Origin of the sequence: Streptomyces sp. NPDC002994 (assembly GCF_040611155.1) — a bacterium.
Lineage (GTDB): Bacteria > Actinomycetota > Actinomycetes > Streptomycetales > Streptomycetaceae > Streptomyces.
In genome coordinates, this window is record NZ_JBEXNQ010000007.1 from 26,938 (window position 1) to 47,304 (window position 20,367).

General features: G+C 69.3%; 23 protein-coding genes. 14 read left to right on the plus strand and 9 right to left on the minus strand.

Annotation, left to right across the window (positions count from 1 at the left end; genetic code table 11):
* Positions 1 to 73 precede the first annotated feature (73 nt).
* The 3 genes from ABZX79_RS10710 to ABZX79_RS10720 form a co-directional block, all read right to left on the minus strand.
* A complete protein-coding gene (locus tag ABZX79_RS10710) occupies positions 74 to 1,123 on the minus strand; it encodes a LacI family DNA-binding transcriptional regulator (RefSeq protein ID WP_355254376.1) in 1,050 nt (349 codons plus the stop codon).
* Positions 1,124 to 1,206: 83 nt separating this feature from the next.
* On the minus strand, positions 1,207 to 2,094 hold the full coding sequence (locus ABZX79_RS10715) for a PfkB family carbohydrate kinase (protein WP_355254378.1): 888 nt from the start codon (positions 2,092 to 2,094) through the stop codon (positions 1,207 to 1,209).
* Between the two features lie 85 nt (positions 2,095 to 2,179).
* A complete protein-coding gene (locus ABZX79_RS10720; RefSeq protein ID WP_355254380.1) occupies positions 2,180 to 3,199 on the minus strand; it encodes an SIS domain-containing protein in 1,020 nt (339 codons plus the stop codon).
* Positions 3,200 to 3,410: 211 nt separating this feature from the next.
* Between ABZX79_RS10720 and ABZX79_RS10725 the strand changes: the two genes are divergently transcribed.
* The 9 genes from ABZX79_RS10725 to ABZX79_RS10765 all read left to right on the plus strand — a co-directional run bounded on the left by ABZX79_RS10725 (position 3,411) and on the right by ABZX79_RS10765 (position 10,589).
* Positions 3,411 to 4,745, plus strand: coding sequence for an ABC transporter substrate-binding protein (locus ABZX79_RS10725; RefSeq protein WP_355254382.1), 1,335 nt, complete (start codon positions 3,411 to 3,413; stop codon positions 4,743 to 4,745).
* Positions 4,746 to 4,766: 21 nt separating this feature from the next.
* A complete protein-coding gene (locus ABZX79_RS10730) occupies positions 4,767 to 5,660 on the plus strand; it encodes a sugar ABC transporter permease (RefSeq protein WP_355254384.1) in 894 nt (297 codons plus the stop codon).
* Entirely contained in the window at positions 5,654 to 6,490 is an 837-nt protein-coding gene (locus ABZX79_RS10735; RefSeq protein WP_355254386.1) for a carbohydrate ABC transporter permease, read from the plus strand. Before ABZX79_RS10730 ends, ABZX79_RS10735 begins: the two co-directional genes overlap by 7 nt.
* Before the next feature lie 148 nt (positions 6,491 to 6,638).
* Positions 6,639 to 7,154, plus strand: coding sequence for a hypothetical protein (locus ABZX79_RS10740; protein ID WP_355254388.1), 516 nt, complete (start codon positions 6,639 to 6,641; stop codon positions 7,152 to 7,154).
* Positions 7,155 to 7,215: 61 nt separating this feature from the next.
* Complete coding sequence (locus ABZX79_RS10745; protein WP_355254390.1) at positions 7,216 to 8,448, plus strand: aromatic acid exporter family protein; 1,233 nt, start codon at positions 7,216 to 7,218, stop codon at positions 8,446 to 8,448.
* 85 nt (positions 8,449 to 8,533) lie between these two features.
* Positions 8,534 to 8,992: an SRPBCC family protein gene (locus tag ABZX79_RS10750; protein WP_355254392.1), complete on the plus strand. Its 459-nt coding sequence runs from the start codon at positions 8,534 to 8,536 to the stop codon at positions 8,990 to 8,992.
* Positions 8,993 to 9,142: 150 nt separating this feature from the next.
* Positions 9,143 to 9,565, plus strand: a complete 423-nt coding sequence (locus tag ABZX79_RS10755) for an Hsp20/alpha crystallin family protein (protein ID WP_355254907.1) — start codon at positions 9,143 to 9,145, stop codon at positions 9,563 to 9,565.
* 77 nt (positions 9,566 to 9,642) lie between these two features.
* Complete coding sequence (locus ABZX79_RS10760) at positions 9,643 to 10,035, plus strand: DUF2267 domain-containing protein (RefSeq protein ID WP_355254394.1); 393 nt, start codon at positions 9,643 to 9,645, stop codon at positions 10,033 to 10,035.
* A gap of 152 nt (positions 10,036 to 10,187) precedes the next feature.
* The gene (locus ABZX79_RS10765) at positions 10,188 to 10,589 is read left to right on the plus strand and encodes a DUF2267 domain-containing protein (RefSeq protein WP_355254396.1); all 402 of its coding nucleotides are present in this window, start codon (positions 10,188 to 10,190) and stop codon (positions 10,587 to 10,589) included.
* A gap of 38 nt (positions 10,590 to 10,627) precedes the next feature.
* Here the strand turns inward: ABZX79_RS10765 and ABZX79_RS10770 are convergent, their stop codons facing one another.
* On the minus strand, positions 10,628 to 11,464 hold the full coding sequence (locus ABZX79_RS10770) for a hypothetical protein (protein ID WP_355254398.1): 837 nt from the start codon (positions 11,462 to 11,464) through the stop codon (positions 10,628 to 10,630).
* Between the two features lie 196 nt (positions 11,465 to 11,660).
* Here ABZX79_RS10770 and ABZX79_RS10775 point away from each other — a divergent pair, with 196 nt between their 5' ends.
* Positions 11,661 to 12,065 (plus strand): YidB family protein, encoded by a 405-nt coding sequence (locus ABZX79_RS10775; protein ID WP_355254400.1) that lies wholly within the window; start codon positions 11,661 to 11,663, stop codon positions 12,063 to 12,065.
* Between the two features lie 3 nt (positions 12,066 to 12,068).
* Here the strand turns inward: ABZX79_RS10775 and ABZX79_RS10780 are convergent, their stop codons facing one another.
* From ABZX79_RS10780 to ABZX79_RS10795, 4 genes are all read right to left on the minus strand, one after another.
* Entirely contained in the window at positions 12,069 to 13,034 is a 966-nt protein-coding gene (locus tag ABZX79_RS10780; RefSeq protein ID WP_355254402.1) for an XRE family transcriptional regulator, read from the minus strand.
* A gap of 54 nt (positions 13,035 to 13,088) precedes the next feature.
* Positions 13,089 to 13,238, minus strand: coding sequence for a hypothetical protein (locus ABZX79_RS10785; protein WP_355254404.1), 150 nt, complete (start codon positions 13,236 to 13,238; stop codon positions 13,089 to 13,091).
* A gap of 148 nt (positions 13,239 to 13,386) precedes the next feature.
* Positions 13,387 to 13,716: a MerR family transcriptional regulator gene (locus ABZX79_RS10790; RefSeq protein ID WP_355254406.1), complete on the minus strand. Its 330-nt coding sequence runs from the start codon at positions 13,714 to 13,716 to the stop codon at positions 13,387 to 13,389.
* 168 nt (positions 13,717 to 13,884) lie between these two features.
* Positions 13,885 to 14,301: an SRPBCC family protein gene (locus ABZX79_RS10795; RefSeq protein ID WP_355254408.1), complete on the minus strand. Its 417-nt coding sequence runs from the start codon at positions 14,299 to 14,301 to the stop codon at positions 13,885 to 13,887.
* A 318-nt stretch (positions 14,302 to 14,619) separates the two neighbouring features.
* Between ABZX79_RS10795 and ABZX79_RS10800 the strand changes: the two genes are divergently transcribed.
* From ABZX79_RS10800 to ABZX79_RS10810, 3 genes are read left to right on the plus strand one after another with little or no spacing between them, the layout of a single operon-like run.
* The gene (locus ABZX79_RS10800) at positions 14,620 to 15,981 is read left to right on the plus strand and encodes a uracil-xanthine permease family protein (protein ID WP_355254410.1); all 1,362 of its coding nucleotides are present in this window, start codon (positions 14,620 to 14,622) and stop codon (positions 15,979 to 15,981) included.
* A gap of 24 nt (positions 15,982 to 16,005) precedes the next feature.
* Positions 16,006 to 17,430, plus strand: coding sequence for an amidohydrolase family protein (locus ABZX79_RS10805; RefSeq protein WP_355254412.1), 1,425 nt, complete (start codon positions 16,006 to 16,008; stop codon positions 17,428 to 17,430).
* Positions 17,427 to 18,137, plus strand: a complete 711-nt coding sequence (locus ABZX79_RS10810) for a sulfite exporter TauE/SafE family protein (RefSeq protein WP_355254414.1) — start codon at positions 17,427 to 17,429, stop codon at positions 18,135 to 18,137. The genes ABZX79_RS10805 and ABZX79_RS10810 overlap by 4 nt, the downstream gene beginning before the upstream one ends.
* Here the strand turns inward: ABZX79_RS10810 and ABZX79_RS10815 are convergent.
* Entirely contained in the window at positions 18,121 to 19,170 is a 1,050-nt protein-coding gene (locus tag ABZX79_RS10815; protein ID WP_355254416.1) for a LacI family DNA-binding transcriptional regulator, read from the minus strand. The genes ABZX79_RS10810 and ABZX79_RS10815 overlap by 17 nt on opposite strands.
* A gap of 124 nt (positions 19,171 to 19,294) precedes the next feature.
* Here ABZX79_RS10815 and ABZX79_RS10820 point away from each other — a divergent pair, with 124 nt between their 5' ends.
* The gene (locus ABZX79_RS10820; protein WP_355254418.1) at positions 19,295 to 20,224 is read left to right on the plus strand and encodes a hypothetical protein; all 930 of its coding nucleotides are present in this window, start codon (positions 19,295 to 19,297) and stop codon (positions 20,222 to 20,224) included.
* Positions 20,225 to 20,367: the final 143 nt, after the last annotated feature.

Below are 20,367 nucleotides of genomic sequence, written 5' to 3' on the forward strand. Positions count from 1 at the left end.
GATGATTGGTCCGGTTTGTTACGGTATCCAGTCATCGGTCGAGCCGCGCGGGATGCGCGCCGGTACGGTCCCTTCAGGAGGGCTGTGGCGGGGCTACCGAAGAGCGCACGATGAGGCGCGTGCGGAGCGTGTGCGTCTCGCGGCGGGGTTCGGCTCCTTCGAGGGGATCGAGGAGTACCTCGGCCGCCTTCGCGCCCAGTTGGTGCACGGGCTGCTCGATCATCGTCAGCGGCGGGTCCATGACCGCCGCCCAGGCACTGTCGTCGAAGCCGATCAGGGACAGGTCCCGCGGGTACGACAGCTTCTGCCTCCGCACCGCCCGCAGGGCTCCTGTCACCGCGTCGGTCTCCGTGCAGAAGAGCGCGGTGATGCGCCGGGGGAGTGTGAGCATGCGGACGACCTCTTCGGTGGCCCGCTCCTCGGTCTTGGGCCCGACCATCACGAGCTCCGGGTCGAAGGGGATGTGCGCGTCGTCGAGCGCGTCGAGGTAGCCGCGCAGACGCTCCCCGTCGGTCCACAGATTGCGCGCCGCGCCAGCGAGCAGTTCACGCCGGGTCCGGGGTGCCTTCGCCACGGGCGGGCCCCATACGAATCCGATACGGCGGTGCCCGGCCGCGATGAGCGTCTCGACCGCCTCGCGCGCCGCGTCCCGGTTGTTGATGACGACGGCATCGAGATCGAGCGACGCGATCGCCCGGTCGACGAGCACGACAGGGATGCCCCGGTCCAACGCCGTTCGGATATGGGCCACTTCACCGCGCCCGACCGCGGCGGACGCGATGATGACACCGTCGACGCGCTTGTCGATGAGTACGTTCGTCGCCGCGATCTCCTCATCGAGGTTTTCATAGGTGCTCAGCACGATGGTGTCGAAGCCCCTGGCCCGGGAGGTGTCGCAGATCCCGCGCACCACACCGGCGAAGAAGGGGTTGCCGATGTCCGCGACGATGACTCCGAGGGTGTGGCTGACACCGGTCGACACGCTGCGCGCCAGCGCGTTCGCGCGGTAACCGAGCTTCTCGGCCGCCGCGAGCACCCGTTCCTTCAACTCGGGGCTCACGTATCCGTACCCGCCGAGCGTCCGCGCCGCGGTCGCCCGGCCGACGCCGGCCTCGGTGGCCACGTCGGAGATCGTCGGTGGCCCCGACGTGCGACCCCGGTCAGCCGGCATGGATCCGTACCTCAATTCTCGTGGTCGAAGGCTCGTCACATGCTAGACACAACCGGTTGCCCGCTGGGCCGCCCGTGGCCGAAGGCTCCCTCGACGAAGCACTGCGCATGGGCGGTTCCGGCACCGTCATGAAGCGCGCGCTCGATCAGGTGCCGTTCGGGTGGCGTGCCCGGGGACCATCCGCCGCGCAGCAGGGAGACCGCGAAGCCGGTGAGGAAGGCGTCGCCGCAGCCCATGGTGTCGACGAGGGCTCTCGCCGCCCCCACGCGGCGAGCCGGCGCCGCGACGGTCGTACGGCCGTCGTGGGCGATCGCTCCGTCGACGCCCCGGGTGGCGAGCGCGAGCCGTGCCCCCCGTTCCACGACTTCGGCCAGGAGCGCCTGCGTGGCGGTCTCGTCGAGATGCGAGCAGGACAGCAGGACCAGGTCGGCGTACGGGCATACGCGGTCGAGGTAGGCAGGGGTGCGGAACTCGTCGTCGCTCGACAGATCGAAGCTCAGGAGCGGGCCGAGCCCGCCGAGCTTGGGCAGTTCGCTCTCACTGCGGGAGTACACGCTGGAGTGCACGAGGTCGAAGGACGCGACGTACGCGAGCAGTTCACTGTCGAGCGCGAGTGGCTCCCGCACGGTTACGCCGCCGCCGTTCCAGCCGAGGAAGACGCGGTCCCCGTCGTCGACGCGGAGGGTGGAAAGGCCGGTCTCGCCGGTCCGTACGACACAGTGATCCACCGCGACGTCCTGCGCCACGACGGACTCGCGCAGGAAGCGGCCGAGGCCGTCGTCACCGAAGACTCCGAGGTAGGCGGCCTCCAGGCCGAGGCGCCGGGCGTAGACGGCCACGTTCACGCTGTTGCCGCCCGGGTAGTCGATGCCGCGGTCGACGAATCGGTCGACGATGTTGTCGCCGAAGCCGAGGACTCTCATAGGGGTTCTCCTTGCCGAGGGGGAGCGTGCGGACCTGCCGCCCGCGCCCGGTCGTCTTCCTGGCGGGGACGGCAGGCCCGTCGGCTCAGTACTCCATGACCCGGTAGTAGCGGCGCAGGTCGAGTGAGTGGTCCCGTACGCGCTCCAAGTGCTTGCTGACGCGCCCCATCACGGTGTCGAGTACGAGCGGCGCCAGGAGGCCGCGGAACTCGGGGCTGATTCCGTCCAGCGCGTAATCGCGGGTGTCGAAGACGGTGACGTCCTGGGAGACGCGCTTGGCGAAGGCCTCGACGCGGTCGGTGAGGGCGCGCGTCTCGTCCTCCCCCTGGAAAATGATGACGCTGGTGTCCTGCTCCAGGAGTTCGAGCGAGCCGTGGAAGAACTCGGCGCTGTGCACGCGCGTGGTGCGCAGCCACTGCATCTCCTCGAGAATGCACATGGAGTAGAGGTACGTGAACCCCCACAGGTTTCCGCCACCGACGAGGAAGTGGTAGTCGGTGTCCTTGTGGGCCTCGGCGAAGGCGGCGGCCGGTGCCTCGGCCTGCTTGGCCACGGCGGCGAGCACGCCCGGGAGGTTCGCGAGCTCGTCGGCGAGCTTGTCGTAACCCTCGAACTCGCCCCGGCGCGCGAGCAGTCGGCCCATGAACAGCAGCATCTGCGGGTCGAACGGCCAGGCCTTCGGCTCCGAGACGAGCGCTACGTCGACGCTCCGGGCGACGGGCGAATCGGCGTACCCGGTGAAGCCGATCGTGCGTACCCCCTTCGACTTGCAGAACTCGATGGCGCGGAGGCTGTCCTCCGTCGTACCTGACACCGAGGTGAACACGGCCACCGAGCGTTCGCCGAGTGTGGCATCGCCCGAGGCGACGAGCTCCGCCGCGATCACGGCCCGTACGGGGAGCGTGGAGCAGCGCCGGGCGAGCTGCTCGTACGGCCACATCTGGGCGTAGGTGCCGCCGGCGCCGACGAGGAAGAGGTTGTCGAACCCCTCGGCCCCCTCGGCCCCCTCCTCTACGAGGTGGTCCGCCAGCTCCTCGATCCGGGGGCGCAACGCCACCGTGCTCGCCAGCTGGGAGAGGAATTCCGGCTCGTTGAATCCGAGCATCTTCGCGTCCTTTCAGGAAAGGGTGCGGCCGGCGGCGCTGAGCGACCTGATACCGGTATCACGCGGGACTCACGCTGGCACAGCGGATGCACACCGTCAATAGCAACGCTTCTCGTGCCGATAAGAAGATCTTCACCGCATCTCTGGTACCGGTATCAGAATCTCTGTACAGTCGCCGCACACCCAGCGGTCCGTGTCAGAAAGGAAGCCCATGCGCGCTCGTGCACTGACGACGTACGCGGCACTCTTCGGGGCCTCGGTGCTCGCCCTCACCGGCTGTTTCGCCGGGCCGGCGAAAGCGCCGGCGGCCGACGTCACCGCGAAGCCGGAGTACTCCGGCACCCTCAGCATCCTCACCAAGTTCGCGGGCGACCCGCTCAGTCCCTACTTCGAAAACCTCGCGGCGGCGTACGAGCGTAAGCACCCCGAGGTGAAGGTCGAGCTCATCCAGGAGACCGACCAGAGCATCAAGGACAAGACCAAGACCCTCACCGCCTCCGACGCCCTGCCCGACATCTACTTCACCTGGACGGGCAACTGGGCCGAGAACTTCGTACGCGGCGGCCGGGCGTCGGACCTCACCGAGGTCATCGGCCCCGACACCCAGTGGGGCCGCACCTTCAGCAAGGCATCGCTGTCCGCCTTCGCCTACGACGGCCGGTACTACGGCATACCGCTCTACAACAACGGCAAGTTCATGGGCTACAACAAGGCCGCCTTCGCCAAGGCAGGCGTTGACGTGCCCACCAGCTTCGAGGAACTCCTCGCCACCTGCCCGGCCCTGCGCAAGGCCGGATACGAGCCCATCGCCTTCGGCAACAAGGACGGCTGGCCCGCTCTGCACTACTTGCAGCAGCTCTTCGCCTACCACGTGCCGACCGAGATCCGTGAAGCCGACTACCACCCCGACTCGGCCACGCTCGACCACGCCGGCTACCTCACCGCGCTCAAGCAGTTCAAAACCATGGTCAGCACCTGCACCGACACCCGCAGCGGCACCAATGGTGTGCTGTACACGTCGGCGCAGGAGGCGTTCTCGCGCGGCAAGGCGGCCATGTACTACCAGGAGATCCTGGAGTTCGACACGACGGCCGCGGCCGGGTCCGCAGGGGCGGGATCGCTCAAGCCCGAGAACCTGGGCATCCACCCTCTCCCCGTCCCCGAAGGCGCGAAGGGCGACCCGAAGGCGATCGAGGCAGCGCCGGAGGGGTATCTCGTCAACTCCAGGTCGCCGCGCGCGGCGCTCGCCGTCGACTTCATGAAGTTCGTGACGGAGCGCCGGAGTGCGAAGACGCTTTCCGCGCCTCCCTACGGCCAGCCCAGCACGGTCGTCGGCGCCGTCACCCCCGAGACCTCCAGCAAAGCCGTCTTCGAGGGCATCGAGACGGTCAACAAGGCTCCCCGCATCGCCGGCTGGCTCGACATGGTGACGGTCCCCGAGGTCGCCGACGCCTGGCTGGCCGGCGGCGAGGCGCTGATCAGCGGCGGCATGTCTCCCGAGGAAGTACTCGCTGATGTGCGCCGGGCCTCGAAGTCGGCCAAGTAGTCCGCGCGGCAGAAGGGAAGCATGCCGGTGCGCGCCATGTGCCGTAGAGCGATCGGACTGGCCTGGGTCATTCCGGCCCTCGCTCTGCTCGGAGTATTCGTCTACCTGCCGCTCGTGCAGAACTTCGGGTTCTCCACGCTGACGTGGGACATCTACAGCGGAAGCCAGGAGTACGTCGGACTGGCCAACTACCGGAAGCTGTTCGACGACCCGGTCTTCTGGTCGTCGTTCGCCAACAACCTCTGGTACGCGGTGCTTTCGATCGTGTTCCAGGTATTCGGCGCCCTGCTGCTCGCCGCGCTGGTCGAATCCCTGGGCAGCGAACGATGGAGGCGCGGTCTGCGCGCGGTCTATTTCATCCCCTCGGCGATCTCCCTCACTGTCGCGGGCCTGCTCTTCTACTTCGTTTACGAGCCGAACCTGGGCCTGCTCAACCACGTGCTGGAAGCGACGGGGCTCGGGCAGCTCACCCAGGCGTGGCTCGGGCAGGAAAGCACCGCGATGTTCGCGGTCATCGCGATGAGCCAGTGGCAGGGTTTCGGGTACTGCACCCTGCTGTTCGCGGTCGCGATCCAGCGCATCCCCTCCGAGCTGTACGAGGCGGCATCCCTCGACGGCGTAGGGCCCGTACGACGCTTCTTCCACGTCACGCTGCCGCTGGTCCGCGAGATGACCGGGCTCATGATGATGGTCACCGTCTCGGGCGCGTTCCAGGTGTTCAACGAGGTCATGGTGATGACCAGCGGCGGCCCCAACAACTCGACCCAGGTGCTGGGCACCTGGCTGTACCGCAACGGTTTCGTACGCAATGACTTCGGCTACGCCGCGGCGATCGGCACGGTCATCTTCGTGATCACGCTGACCATCGCCATGGCGCAGCTGTGGATCACCCGTAAGAGAAGGGTGGAATGGTGAGCCGCCTCGGCTTCGTCGGCGCGATCGCGCGCATCTTCATGTGGGCCTTCCTGCTCGGCCTGGCGGTGGTCGTGATCTACCCGCTGCTGTGGATGGTGCTCAACGGGTTCAAGACCAACGCCGAACTCTTCGACAACCCCTTCGCGCTTCCCGTGGACTGGAGCTTCGCGAACTACCAGAAGGCCTGGAACCGCGGGGTGAGCGACTACCTGATGGCCAGCGTGCTGGTCACGGTGACATCGACGATCGCGACCGTGTTCATCAGTGCCTGGGCCGCGTACGGGCTCACCCGCGTGAACATCCCGCTCAGCAAAGCGCTCACCGCCGTCATCCTCGGCGGGCTCATGCTCACGCCGACGGTGGCGCTCGTACCGCTGGTACGGATGTTCCAGGCGATGGGCCTCTACAACAGCTTCTGGGCGCTGCTGATCCTGTACACCGCCTTCCGCGTCCCCTTCACCACGTTCCTCATCCGCGCCTACATGATCGACCTGCCGCGCGAGGTCGACGAGGCGGCCGAGATCGACGGCGCGAGCCGGTGGACCGCGTTCTGGCGGATCATCCTGCCGATGTGCAAGCCGATCATCACCTCCACGGTGCTGCTGCACGTCCTCTTCGCCTGGAACGAGTACCTCTTCGCCATGGTGTTCACCAACGGCAGCGACGTACAGACCCTCCCGGTGGGCCTGACGAGCCTGATGAGCAAGCACGGCACCGACTTCCCCGTCGTCTTCGCCGGCATGGTGATCGCGGCGGTACCGGTGGTGCTGCTCTTCTTCTTCGGCCAGCGCTACATCGTCAAGGGTCTCGCCGACGGCATCGGGAAATGAGTGCGTGTCACCTGTCGACGGCAGGCCGAAGAGGTGACAGTCCGCAACCAGGTGGGTGACCCTCGCACGTGGCAGTCACCATAAAACCCCTTCCAGGCGTTGAGGTGGGTTCGCGCTTTCGCACCCACTCTCATCTCCTGGAGGTTCCATGCTCCGTATCCGTGCCCGACAGCTGTCCGCCGCCGTGACCACCGCTGCCATGGCGATGACCGCCACGGGTGTCCTCGCCTTCACCGCCCAGGCGGCCCCCGCCCACCGGGCCGACGCCAAGGCGGACTCCAAGGCCAAGGTGCTCAACTGGCTCGCCCACAAGCACTCGGACACCATGGGGAGCTCGCTGCGCAAGGGTGCTGACTGGACGTCGTACGCCTACCTGTACGAGTTCAAGAAGGGCAAGCCCGGCAAGAAGATCGGTGACGCCACGGCCCACTGCAGCGCTGTCGAGGTGACTCCGTACGCTGTCGTCGCACAGTGCCAGAGCGTGCTGCGCACCGACGACGGCAGCATCACCCTGAGCGGCACCGTCGACCACCGCCGCTCCGGTTCGTACGGCGGCGACGCGGCGATCACCGGCGGCACCGGCAAGTACACGGATGCCGAGGGACAGGCCGAGGCGGTCTTCTACGGCGACTACGCCAAGTTGCGCATCACCCTCGACGACTGAGCGCACGGGTGATTGACGGCCGATGGTGCCTGTGTGACAGGAGAGCGGGAACAAGCTAAGGGTGCCTGAAGTTACCGACCCTTTGCTGAACCTCGTCCGGCGGCACAAAGAACCCGTGGTCGTACAGACCGTGCGGTCCACCGTAGCCGCGGTGATCTCCTACGTCGTCGCCCTCATGCTCAGCAGCGAACCGGCGCCGCTGACCGCACCGCTGACCGCACTGCTGGTCGTCCAGGTCACCCTGTACGCGACCCTCACGACCAGCATGCGCCGCATGAACTCCGTGGTGGCCGGGGTGGTCATCGCCATCGGTTTCAGCTCCCTGGTCGGGCTGAGCTGGTGGAGCCTCGGGCTGATCATCCTCGCCTCGCTGACCATCGGCCGTTTCGTCAAGGCCGGTGAGTTCGTCCCCGAAGTGGCGATCAGCGCCATGCTGGTGCTGGGTGTGACGCGCGTGGCGGCGACGGCCTGGGACCGGGTGCTGGAGACGCTGATCGGGGCGGTCGTCGGGCTGCTCTTCAACGTCCTGTTCGCGCCTCCGGTGTGGGTGCAGCCCGCGAGTGCGGCCATCGAGGGCCTCGCGGGCCGCATGCGGGACTTGCTGATGCGGCTCGGCGACCAGGTGCGCGGCCACACCACCGTGGCGGAGGCCGCTGACGTGCTGCACGCGGCACGTCGGCTCGATCACGACATCGTGGAAGTGGACGCGTCCCTGCGGCAGGCGGAGGACAGCCTGCGCCTGAACCCCCGAGTCAAGGAGGGCCTGCTCTTCCGGATCGTCCTGCGCACCGGCCTGGACACCCTGGAGATCTCAGCGGTGGTGCTCCGCACGGCGTGCCGCACCCTGACCGACCTCGCGAAGGAGCGGACGGACGAGCCGCTTTTCCCCACCGAGATCGCCACCGCCCTGCGGGAGCTGTTCATCCACATGTCCCGGGCGATCGAGAGTTTCGCCGTACTGATCACCACGCAGGTCAGCGCCAACGCGGAGGAGGCGGAGGTACGGCTCAACAAGGAGCTTGCCGCCAGTCGCGCCAGCCGCGAGATCGTCGCTCACCTCCTCCTCGACGGCGTCCGGGAACACCCCCGTCAGTGGCAGCTGCACGGAGCGCTGCTGGCCGAGATCGACCGGATCCTGGACGAGCTGGACGTGGAGAAGCGGTCCATGAGGCTGGTGGAGGAGCTGGACCGGCAGTCCCGTGAGCAGCGGGAGAAGTACCCGCTGGTGGACAAGCTCCGGGGCCGGCTGCGTGTCGGCCGCTCGCGCGAGCGGCCCGAAGAGACCCTCGACTAGAGACGCGGTCATCGGGTACCCGCACCAACGTGCCAAGATCCGCGCGGCAGGCACGCTGCCGTGCGTCACCCAGGAGGAGGCGCAGATGAGCACGGTGAAGGAGACGGTAGAGGTCGAGGTCCCCGTCCGCACCGCCTACAACCAGTGGACGCAGTTCACGGAGTTCCCGAACTTCATGGAGGGGGTTGAGGAGGTCAGGCAGATCGACGACCGTCACAACCACTGGACCACGAAGATCGGGGGAGTGAAGCGCGAGTTCGACACCGAGATCGTCGACCAGCTCCCCGACGAGCGGATCACCTGGCGGACCACTAGTGGTGACACGCGGCAGAAGGGCATGGTCAGGTTCCAGCGCGTCGACGACACGCATACACGGGTGGAGCTCGTGATGGACGTCGAAGCGAGTGGAGCGGCGGAGAAGACCGCCGATATGACCGGCATGATCGACCGGCGCGTCAAGGGTGACATGCGGCGCTTCAAGGAGTTCATCGAGCACCAGGGAGGCGAGTCCGGGGGCTGGCGCGGCCGCATCAAGCCGGGCTGACGGCCCGTACCGAGACAGCGGCCCTGACGCCCGGCGTCAGGGCCGTCGCCGTACACCAGGATTGAGCGCGGGCTTGTCAACTTTGCTGCCGCGAGCTATATAGGTGTTGTCGCCATGTGCATCCCGTATCCGGGAAAGGAGTGACCGATGATGCTCATGCGTACCGATCCCTTCCGCGAGCTCGACCGCCTCACCCAGCAGCTGGTCGGCACCGCCGCGAGGCCGACGGCCATGCCGATGGACGCCTTCCGGGACGGTGACACCTTCGTTGTCGAGGTGGACCTGCCCGGTGTGGACCCGGAGTCGATCGACCTCGACGTCGAGCGGAACGTGCTGACCGTGAAGGCCGAGCGCCGTTCCCACGCGGGCGAGGACGCGGAAGTCCTGATCGCGGAACGCCCGACGGGTTCCTTCAGCCGCCAGATGTTCCTGGGCGAGACCCTGGATACCGAGAGCATCGACGCGTCGTACGACGCCGGAGTGCTGCGGCTGACCATTCCGGTTGCGGAGCAGGCCAAGCCGCGCAAGATCTCCATCTCGGGCGGAAGCGCCCCCAAGCAGATCAGCGGCTGACCCAGTGAGGGGCGGGACCGGGCCGGGTCCCGCCCCCTGCGCACAGCACGCGTTACGTACGAGGAAAGGCCGGCGGCATGGTGATGAAGTGGGATGCGTTCCTGGCCGCCGTCCAGGAGCGTGGCCAGTACTCCTCGCGGCAGGAAGCCGAGCGGGCGGCCCGCGTGGTGATCGCACTCCTGGGTGCGCACGTCGTGGGCAGCGAGCGGGCCGAGCTCGCCGCGCGGCTGCCGGAGACGTGCGCGCTCCTGCTGCTCAACCCGCTCCCGGCGGCCGAGCCCCTTACGGCGCAGCGGTTCGTGCGGGCGACAGCGGCCTGGATCGAAGGCGCCACGGAGGAGACCGCGAAGTGGGACGTGAGCGCAGTCCTCAGCGTGGTGGCCGATGCCACCGACGACGAATTGATGCGGCGCGTCCTGCTTCAGCTGCCCCCGGGTTATGACCTCCTTTTCGGGCGTCCCCAGCCATAAGGTGCTGGCGCCCCGCAGAGGGGGCATGCTGAATTCGGACACTACTCAGACACCGACCGAATACTGTCCCGACACTGTCAGGACACCGTCAGTACACCCTTCCAACTCCGTGAGGATGGGTAAAAACAGCAGAGAGGCAGGTAGCCACAGTGATGCGGTGGAACGAACTCGTACAGCAGGTCCGCGCCTCAGGGCAGTACGCCACCGACGCCGAGGCGGAGCGCGTCCTGCGCACCGTACTGACTGTGCTGGGCACACACACCAATGGCGACGAGCGTCGCGAACTGGTGCGCCTTCTGCCTGTGGAGGCGGCCGTCATCCTCGCCCGCCAGACCCCGGCCGCCCATTCCCTGACCGCGCCGGCGTTCGTCGACACCGTCGCCGCGAGACTTGGGGGACTTACCGCCCCCGCCGCGCGCTGGGGCGTGAGTTCTGTACTCAGCGTCGTGGCCGACTGCGTGGGCGACGACCTCACGCGGCGCATCACCGCGGGCCTGCCCAGGGGTTACGCCCTTCTCTTCGGCCGCGCGGAACTCGCCCCGGCCGCCGCCTGAGCTCTCCTGCCGGCCGGTGACCTGGCGCCGGCCCATGGTCACCGGCCGTCGGCGTTCACGGACGCGTCCTCGGCACGGCGGCGAGCTTTGCGAGCCGCCGTGCCGGCTTCCCGGGCGCGGTCCCGCGCCCTCACGACGTCCTCACGGGCAGCCTTCTGCCGCTCCTTGGCCTCCTTCAACTGCTCGGCCAGCGCCGCGACCTCGCCCTCCGCTTCCTCCAGCCGGGCCCCGGCCTGTGCCAGCTCCTCATCGCGGGCCAGCGCCTTTTGCTCGGCCGCCTTCGCGTCCTGCTCGGCCTGAGCCAGCTTCGCGCGCCGCGCCTCACTTTTCTTCTTCGCCTTCTCCTCGGCAGCAGAGGTGTCGGGAGGAGCCTTCCGCGGCACGGCGTCCGGGGTCGTGGCAGCGGTGAACCCGACCGGCGGGCTGAGCGGTTTGGTGAGCCGGCCCGCGGCCCACTCCTGCGCGGCCTCGGGGTCGGCAAGGACGGCGTGCAGCGTGCGTTCCACCTCGTGCTGTACGTCCTCACTCACCGGGTGCCCGGCATCGGCGGCCAGTTGCTTCGCCTGCCGGCCCAACGCGCCGACCAAGTCGTGCTGGCGCCGGCCGAGCTCGCGCAACTGCTCGCCGTCGAGATCACGATGGGCCCGGCGCATGCCTTCGCCGAGGCTGAGCAGCGGCTGGACCTGCTCAGGCTGCCGGCGTACGAGCAGATTGCCGGCCCAGGCCGACAGCGTCGGTCGCCGCAGCGCCTGAATCCGCGCGGCCAGCTCACGGTCGCCCGCTGCCCGGGCCGCCGCCGCCCGCTCATTCCTGGCTGCGGTGAAGTCGGCCGGGGCCAGCCCGTACAGCTCATCGGTGATGCTTTCCAGGTCCACGATTTCTCCAGTCTGTCCCGCCGGGCGGAATGAGGCTCGCGGCGGTCGGCGATTCGGCGTAGCGGGCGCCGGTATACGGGTGACTTTTCGGGTAGCCCGAAGCAGTGTGGCCGGCCGAATGGCACCATCGGCCGGGGCTGCTCACGCCTCCACCGGCTTGATTGCGCGGCACGACGGCACGAGGAAGGGGTTGACCGTGGCGGAAGAGGATCTGGGACGTCTGCTCGGAGGGCTGCTGGGGGGAGGCGACGGAAAGGCGAACCTCCTCGGCTCGCTGCTCGGCTCCCTCGGCGGCAGTACAGCGGGCAGCGGTAATCCCCTCGACGGCCTGCTGGCAGCGCTCGGCGAGGGAGGCCTGGGGCATCAGGCCCACTCATGGGTCGCAGCCGGTGCCAACGAGCCGATCGACGGCGAACAGCTCGCACAGGCACTGCCGCCGGACACGCTCCAGGGGGTGGCCCAGCAAGCGGGGCTGCCCACGGATGTGGCTGCCAACCAGCTCGCTCAGGTCCTGCCGCAGGCGGTGGACAAGCTGACACCGGGAGGCCAGCTCCCGCAGAACACGTCACTGGAAGACCTGATCAAGGCCCACACCCCCTGAGGACTACGGATTTTGTCCATCGGACAGAGCCCGCAGATGGCCGAGGAAGTCGCGTACGCCGGGATGCCGTGGATTCTGCCGGGCCAGGGCAGCGCCGAGGCCTTCCGCGACCATGGACAGGGACGGCAGACACCGCCGTTCCCCGCCGAGGGCCCTCATCCCGAAGGCCACGGCCTCGTCCAGCGCGCCCTGCCGGGCGGCCACAACACCGAGGGTTACGTACGCCTCCGCGTTCCGCATCGGTGAGCGCACCGTACCGTCGCGATCGACGCCGGCCCGCAGCACCTCGCGGGCAAGATTCTCCGCGAGCCGGTCCTCGCCGAGCTCGCGGTAGCAGTCCATCGAGTGGAAGTCCCACTTCGCCGGGTCGGCGCTGAAGTGGTGGTCCGGGTTCTCCGGCGGACCCAATTCGGCCAGGAGGCGGCGGCCGGAATCAAGGGCGGACTCGACCTGGCGGCGGTCGCCGATCCGCGCCCACGCCTTGGCCTGCTGCGCCCGCAACTGCACCCCGGCGGCCGAATGCGGCGCGGCCGCGATGCCCTCATCCGCGGCCGCGATCACTGCGCGCAGGTCCCCGCGGGTCAGGGCGAACCAGGCGCGCATCTCGTGGCCCCATCCCGCGATCGGGGGGTGGCCGACCTGGCTCGCCAACGAGAGCGCGTGCTGCCGGGCCGCCTCCGCACCGGCCCGGGAACCCGAGTCGTACGCGACACAGCCGACCAGCAGCGCCAGCATTCCCGACCGCACCAGAACCTCCCGGTGCTCAGACGCGGTCAGTCGCTGGGACCGGACTTCGGCAAGCCGGCGCGACCAGGCGCGGCCCTCCGACAGCAGGTACTCGCTCGGCATGTGGGCGTACTGCGAGCACAGCCGGTCGACCGTGAGGGCGAGAGCGTCCAGTGTCTCCCGGTCGACGTCGCTCGCGCGCAGCCGGCCGATGACCTCAGCCGAGTCCATAGCCGTGTCCATGTCCGCGGTGGCACCTCACGAACCCTCAGTCGCCGCGGCGATTCGCCGCGGCGACTACTCGGGAGCAGGCGCCTGCGACTCCTGCTCGTCGCTGTCGTCCCGCTCACCCTCCGCCTGCGAAGGGGTCGTCTGGTGCAGGTCCTCGTGGATCTCGCCTTCGCGCTCGCCCTCTGCCTGGGAAGGGGCCGGTGGCTGCTCGCTCATCGGTGCGGTCCTCACTGCTCGGAGTCTGCCTGGTAGCCGTCGAAGCGCTCGGCCGTTCACACGCCATTTTCGGCGCTCGGCACCTTTTCTGCGATCCGGCGGGGGGACTCCCCGTGGTGGGACCCGAAAACGGTCTACCGGGTCAGGCTCACTCTGTGGGGTCGCCGCGCAGTTCCTCGTTGAGACGCAGGGCCTCTTCGAGCTGGTCTTCCAGGATGACGATGCGGCACGCGGCCTCGACCGGCGTACCACTGTCGACGAGCTCGCGGGCGCGGGCCGCGATGCGCAACTGGTAGCGGGAGTAGCGGCGATGGCCGCCGTCGGACCGCAAGGGGGTGATGAGCCGGGCTTCGCCGATGGCCCGCAGGAAACCGGGCGTGGCTCCGATCATCTCGGCGGCGCGGCCCATGGTGTAGGCGGGGTAGTCGTCATCGTCGAGTCGGTCGGTGGTGGTGTGCGCGTGGGCTTCTTGCGTCATTTGCACCTCTTCTGGGACGCGTCGAGGGGCCCCGATGCCGTACGGCACCGGGGCCCCGAGGGACTTCCATGTATCGCTGAGTTCCTGGTTACGTCAGGAAGCCTAGCCAGACAGATCTCGCATGTCTATCGTCACCACGACAGATATCCGGGTACGCCGCGCAAGACGTCAACCGGCGCCGCCGCCGTCGACGCGCAGCCGCACCTGTTCCTCCAGGCGTTCGAGGCTGTGATCCAGGGCGGCGTTCACTGACTCCTCGCCGGGGTCGTGGTCCTCGTCGAAGAACGAGAGATGCACCGTCACCTCGGTGGCGCCGCTGCCGATGCCTGCCACCTGGAGCCACCCGGTGTAGCTGCCCTGGTCCCGGGTGCCCCATTCCAGCCGCATCTGGTCCTTCTGTGCGCGCAGGAGCGCCGAGGTGTCCTCGTCGGTGCGGTCCTCGTGGACGGTGACGGCAGGCAGTTCCTCGGCGTGCACATGCAGTGCTTCCGGCAGCCACTGGTCCAGCTGGTCGACATTCGCCGCCTGGTCGAAGACATGCTCGGGCAGTGCGGGCATTGTGCGTGAACGCTCGTATTCGGTCATCACCACACCATTCATCGGCTCGAAACCGTTCGACGAACGCATGCCCGGCCTGTCGGACGGGTCAGCCGTGCCGCCGTACAACCACCCGTTCGCCCCAGAGCGCCGATTCGGATCAGGCATCCGGCGTGCGCGATCCCTTGACGCGTCCTCCTGGCCCTCACATACTGGCGGCCAAATCGATTTGGCCGAATCGATTTGGCCCCCGTCCCGGGCCGGATCACGGTCGAAGCCGGAGCGAGCCGAACGGAGCTCGAAGTGCCCAGTCCCCGCCCCGCATCCCTTGACCCCGCATCCCCTCACCCCGAGGCGATCCATCCCGTGGACGAATCCCGGCCGATCGGCAGGATTCTGCTCTTCGGCATCCAGCACGTCCTCGTCATGGCCGCGACCCCCATCTCGGCGATCTTCCTGATGAGCGCGACCCTCCATCTCGACCCCGGTCTGACCGTCAACCTGCTCTCGGCGGCCTTCCTGCTCTCCGGGATCGGAACCCTGATCCAGTCGCTCGGGCCGTGGAAGTTCGGTCCCAAGCTGCCGTTCGTCATGCTGCCCGGCGGCGCCCCACTGATCCTGTTCCTGGCGATCGCCGAACAGCACGACCTCCCCACCGCGACCGGCGCGGTGATCATCACCGCCGCGTTCTACTTCGTCGTGCTGCCTGTCTTCTCCCGGCTGCTCAGGTTCTTCCCCGCCCTGGTCATCGGCACGATGATCGTCATCGTCGGCGTCAACCTGGTGAAGGTCGGCGCGCTGCTCGTCACCGGCCGCCCGGGGCAGCCCGGTTTCGCCGACACCACCAACCTGCTGCTGGGCCTCGCGACGATCGCCTTCACCGTCGCCTTCTACTGGCTTTTCACCGGGGTGCTGCGGCAACTCGCCGTCATGCTCGGCCTGATCGCCGGTACGGTCTTCGCCTTCGCCCTCGGCGCGGTCGACACCGGCGCGGCGGCCCAGGGCGGACTCCTGAGCGTCCCGGAGCTACTGCCCTTCGGCTCGCCCCAGTTCAACCTGCTCGCCGCGCTGCCGCTGATGCTCTACAGCCTCGCCTCCATGGCCGAGGCCACCGGACAGACCGTCATCAACGCGGAAGCCGTCGGCAAGGAGATCGACAAGCGCAAGGAGGTCCCCAAGACCATCCGCGGCGACGCGCTCACGTCCCTGTTCGGCGGTTTCTTCGGCCTGCCGCTGCTGGTGACCAGCGGCGAGAACATCGGCATCGTCCGCGTCACCGGCGTACGCAGCCGGTACGTCACGGCAGCCGCCGGCGTGGTGCTCATCGCCATCGGCTTCCTCGCGCCCATCACCCGCGCGATCAGCATCGTCCCGTCAGCCGTCGTCGGCGGCACCGCCATGGTCGTCTTCGCCGTGATCACGGTGCTCGGCGTGCAGATGCTGGGGCGCGCCGACCTCGACCGGCACACCAACACCTTCATCTGCGCCGTCGCCATCGCGCTGGGCCTGCTGCCCATCCTCATCCCGGGTGTGTACGGCGGCTTCGCACCCAGCGTCCGGATCCTCCTCGAAAGCGGCGTCGCCGTCGGGGCGTTCGTCGCCGCGGTCCTCAACATCCTGTTCCACCACGTACGGCCGCGGCTCTCGCGCAAGCCGGCCCCCGCCGCCACCGCCGCCGTCCCGGCCCAGGCCGAGAGCAGCGAGCCCGCCCCCGCCCAGCACTCCTGACCCACCCGTAACAGAAAGAGCCCGATGACCGACCAGCACGACCTGACCCCCGACCGCCTGCGCGCCGACGGCGCGCTGCTCCTGGAACCCGACGTGGTGCTGACGCCCGACGGGCCGATGGACCACTACGCGGCCGTCGTCAACGGCGACACCTTCCTCGCGGTCGGACCCGCCGAACAGCTGGAGCGGACGTACTCGCACCTGACGCCCGTACGGCTGCGCGGACACGTCCTGATGCCCGGCTTCGTCGACTCCCACCACCACCTCACCCAGACCTTCGGCGCGGCCCTCGCCTTCGGTGAGCCCTCGGAGATCTTCCGCCGGCTGTGGGTACCCCTGGAGGGCGCTCTCGACGAGGAGGCGGTGTACGTCTCGGCCAAGCTCGCCGCGCTCGAATCGCTGCGCGGCGGATTCACCACCGTCGCCGAAGCCGGCACCCGTGCCCCGGTGGACGTGGAACTGGTGGCCGCGGCCACCCGGGACGTCGGGATCCGGTGCGTACTCGGCCTCGTCTGCAACGACGCCACCGCCAACGACGCCGACACCGACACCTCGACGACCCTGGCCAACGCCGAGAAGCACCTCGTCCGTTACTGCACCGAGGAGCTGATCCACCCGTCCCTCGCCATCTCCGTCCCGGAAGCCGCGACGGCCCGTACCCTGCACGACACCGCCCGGCTGGCCGCAGCGGCGGGAGCCGTCGTCCAGATCCACGTCAACGAGCATCTCGCCGCGGTGGAACGCTCCCTCGTCCAGCACGGGCTGCGGCCGCTGGAGTACCTCCACGAAGTGGGCGCCCTCGGGCCCCAGTTGCTGGCCGCCCACGCCACCCTGCTCACCCCGCGCGAACTGACCCTGCTCGCCGACACCGGAGCCGCGGTGAGCTACAACCCCGTGGCCAGCGCCTGGAAGGGCAACGCGGTGGCCCCGGCGACCACCATGGCCGAGCGCGGGATCCGGTTCGGACTGGGTACGGACGGCACCCGTGGTGACGCGTTCCGCCTTGCCGAGGCGGCCGAGTTCGCGCAGCGCCTGGCCTACGGCCTCGCAACCGGGGACTCCTCCTGCGGCGCGGGCTGGACCTGGCTGGAGCACGCGGGCCGGGGAGGCGCCGACGCCGTCGGGCTGGGCGCCCGTACCGGCCGGATAGCCGAGGGAGCCGCCGCCGACTTCCTGCTCGTCGACGTGAGCGGTCCCGAGATGCGGCTGTCCTGGGACCTGCCGTGGGAGCTCGTACGGCGCGGCAACCGCGACCAGATCACCGCCGTCTTCGTCGCCGGCCGGCTGCGTCTGTGGCGCGGCTGGCCGCTCGACTGGGACGGTCCGGCGCTGGTGCGGCGGGCCGCCGAAATGAGCCGCGACGTGCTGCTGCGGGCCCCGGTGACCCGCGTCCACCCCACGTCCACCGGCGCACGGCACGCTCATGCCGAGCGGAGCACGGCACAGTGAGTACGGAGACGATCGCGATCCTCGCGGTGACGGTGGCCGTCGCGGCGTTCGTCCAGGGAAGCAGCGGTCTGGGCTTCGCGCTGATCGTCGCGCCGGTGGCGGGACTGCTCGATCCCGGACTGGTCCCGGTGTTCGTCCTGGCGTCGATGATCCCGCTCAACCTGTACGTCGCCTGGCGCGAACGGGAATCCCTGGACCTGCGCGGGGCGGGCTGGATCACCGCGGCGCGGCTGGCCGCCACACCGGGCGGGCTCATGCTGCTGTGGGTCATCCCGGACCGCAGCCTCGGGCTGTTCGTCGGAGGGGCGACCGTGCTTGCGGCGGTGGTGAGCCTGGTCGCTCCGGCGTTCACCCCCGGCCGCCGGGCGTACCTCGCCGCCGGGGCCGTCACCGGACTCACCGAGACCGCGACCGGAGTCGGCGGCCCGCCTCTCGCGCTGGTCTACCAGCACCGGCCGCCGGCGGAGCTGCGCTCCACCGTGGCGGTGTGCTTCCTCGTGGGTGAAGTGGCCTCGCTGGCGCTGCTGTTCGCGACGGGGCAGGGGAGTCCGGACGAACTGGGGTGGGCGGTGCTGCTGTTGCCCGCACTCGCGCTGGGCGCGTGGCTGAGCCGCCTGGTGCACCACCGCTTCGACGCCCGCAGGATGCGCCTGTTCGTGCTGGTCTTCGCCCTCGTCTCCGGGGCGGTGCTCATGCTGGCGCCGTGACGCGCAGCGACGAGGCCCGGGGGATCACGCGCGGCTCGGGCACCGTCGTGACCCTCGTGTCCACAGCGTCCGCCCCGCCGCCCAGCCGGCCGAGCAGCAGCTCCACCGCGTCGGCGGCGGCCCGGTCCAGGTGCAGGTCGACGGCGGTCAGCGGGGGTTCACACGTCCGGGCCCGCAGACCGTCGTACCGGGTGACGACCATGACGTCGTCCGGGATCCGGCGGCCGCTGTCCCGGATCGCCCGTACGGCGCCCACCGCGAAGGCGTCCACGAGCGCGCAGACCGCGTCGGTCTGCGGGTGGTCGGCCAGCAGGGCGGCGCAGCGGTCGTACCCGGCCTGCTCGCCGCCCTCCTCGGGGGCCGTCGCGACAACCGGCGGCCAGCCGTGCTCGGCGGCGGCGCGCTCGAACGCGGCGCGGGCGTCGACCGCGGAATGGCGGGCACCGGCGCCGATGATCAGCGCGGGACGGCGCGCTCCCTGCTCCCGCAGGTGCGCCAGCAGCAGCTCGACGACGAGGCCGCCGCGCAGATCGACGTACGGCGCGTCGTCCTCGGGCGACACGGGCCGGCCGAGCGCCACGTACGGCAAGTGGCGCTCCCGCAGCTGCGCCACGGCCATGTCGTGCTCGTCGGGCTCCACGACGATGGCGCCGTCGATGTCCAGGGAGTACAGCGCCGAACCCGACTGCACGGGCGGCACCAGAACGAGCGCGTAGTCGTGTACGAGTGCCCGCTCGGCGGCAGCGGCGGCGACCTCCATGTAGAAGCCGAGCCGGGACGGCCCGCCGGCCACCGCGAACGGCATCGAGGAGGCCAGCGCGATGGCCTTCGCCTGCCCGCGCCGCAGCCGCTGTGCCCGCAGATTCGGCCGGTAACCCAGCTCGGCGGCGACCTTCTTGATGCGTTCGCGCGTCCGGGGATCGACCTTGCCGAGCCCGTTCAGGGCGTGGGAGACGGTCGTCCGCGATACCGAAGCGGCCTTGGCGACATCGGCGATCGTCGGCGGCCGTGCACCGGAACCGGAAGTGGGCATCTGCGCGGACGCTCCTCGCTCGCTCTGACGGATGAGTAACAGTGGCACCCACATCTTCGCCGACCAGCGCCCCGTCGCACACGCGTACGTCGGATTGTCAGTGGTACCTGGCAAGCTGATCTTCATGAGCGATACGGGAATGAGCAGCGTGCCGTCCACCCTGGACGCGGCAGCGGACCTCGCAGAGCGGCTGCTGAGCCGGCCGGAACCGGAGGAGACCGGGTACAACGCCGTACAGATAAGGGAGTTCGCGTACGAGTGGAGTGCCCAGGAGCGCGGACAGGCCTTCCGCGAGGTGATGGACGCCATCACCGGGCGGGTCGGGCAGCCGGCTTGGTGCGGCGGCTCGGCGGGCGGGCCGCACGTCCGGTGGCGGAGTGCGCAGTGGACGCTGGTGCTGGATGGACGGACCTTCGGCGCGGACCTCAGCGTGCACCCCGGCGGCGAGCTTGAACGCATGGACTGCTGGTACTTCGACTACGGCGTCGGGGACGGTGACGAGCAGGTGTCTTCCTACGACGATCTGCCGTACCTGTGGCTGTTGCACCGCCACGAGGGAGAGCGGCTCGTGGGCGGCTGCCGCTGCCTGGGCATGCTCCCCGTGATGAGCCCGGTCACGCGGTGGGACCACCTCGAGGAGTCGCTGGGGATGCTGCTGGCCGCCTGGAGCGAGCAGTTGCCCGCGCTGGTCGGGGACTGGGCCGGGTTCCAGCTCTACAACTCCGCCGACGACCACCGATGCGGACTCGTCGGCTTCGAGCCGGGCACCGGCCTGTTCGCGCACATCCGCGAGGGGGACGGCGAAGAGAGCCCGGAACGCGCTGCGGCCATGCGGGCCCTCGGCTGGCAGAAGCGGACCAAGTGGCACTGGGAGGCGGAGTTCCCCGAGCCGGGCGAAAAGAGCGGGGCGGCGCTCGCCCGGCTTCTCATAGCGGACGCCCGGGCGCGCGGTGCGAAGAGCCCGGCGGATCTCAAGGTGCGGGACATCAGCTGCGGGGACGACGGCTACTTCGTGCTGCCCGCTCTGGGACTGGAGTACTGGTACTGGGACTGACCAGCGGGAAGCCCGCGCTCTTGGTGCGTCCTGGTTGCTCCATTGGGCGGCAAACGGGCGTGCGGCGGCGTGGGCTTCCGCCGGGAGGAACCGTCGCCGGTCACGATGCCGAGCGGTGGACAGGTTCCGCTTCGGATTCCGGC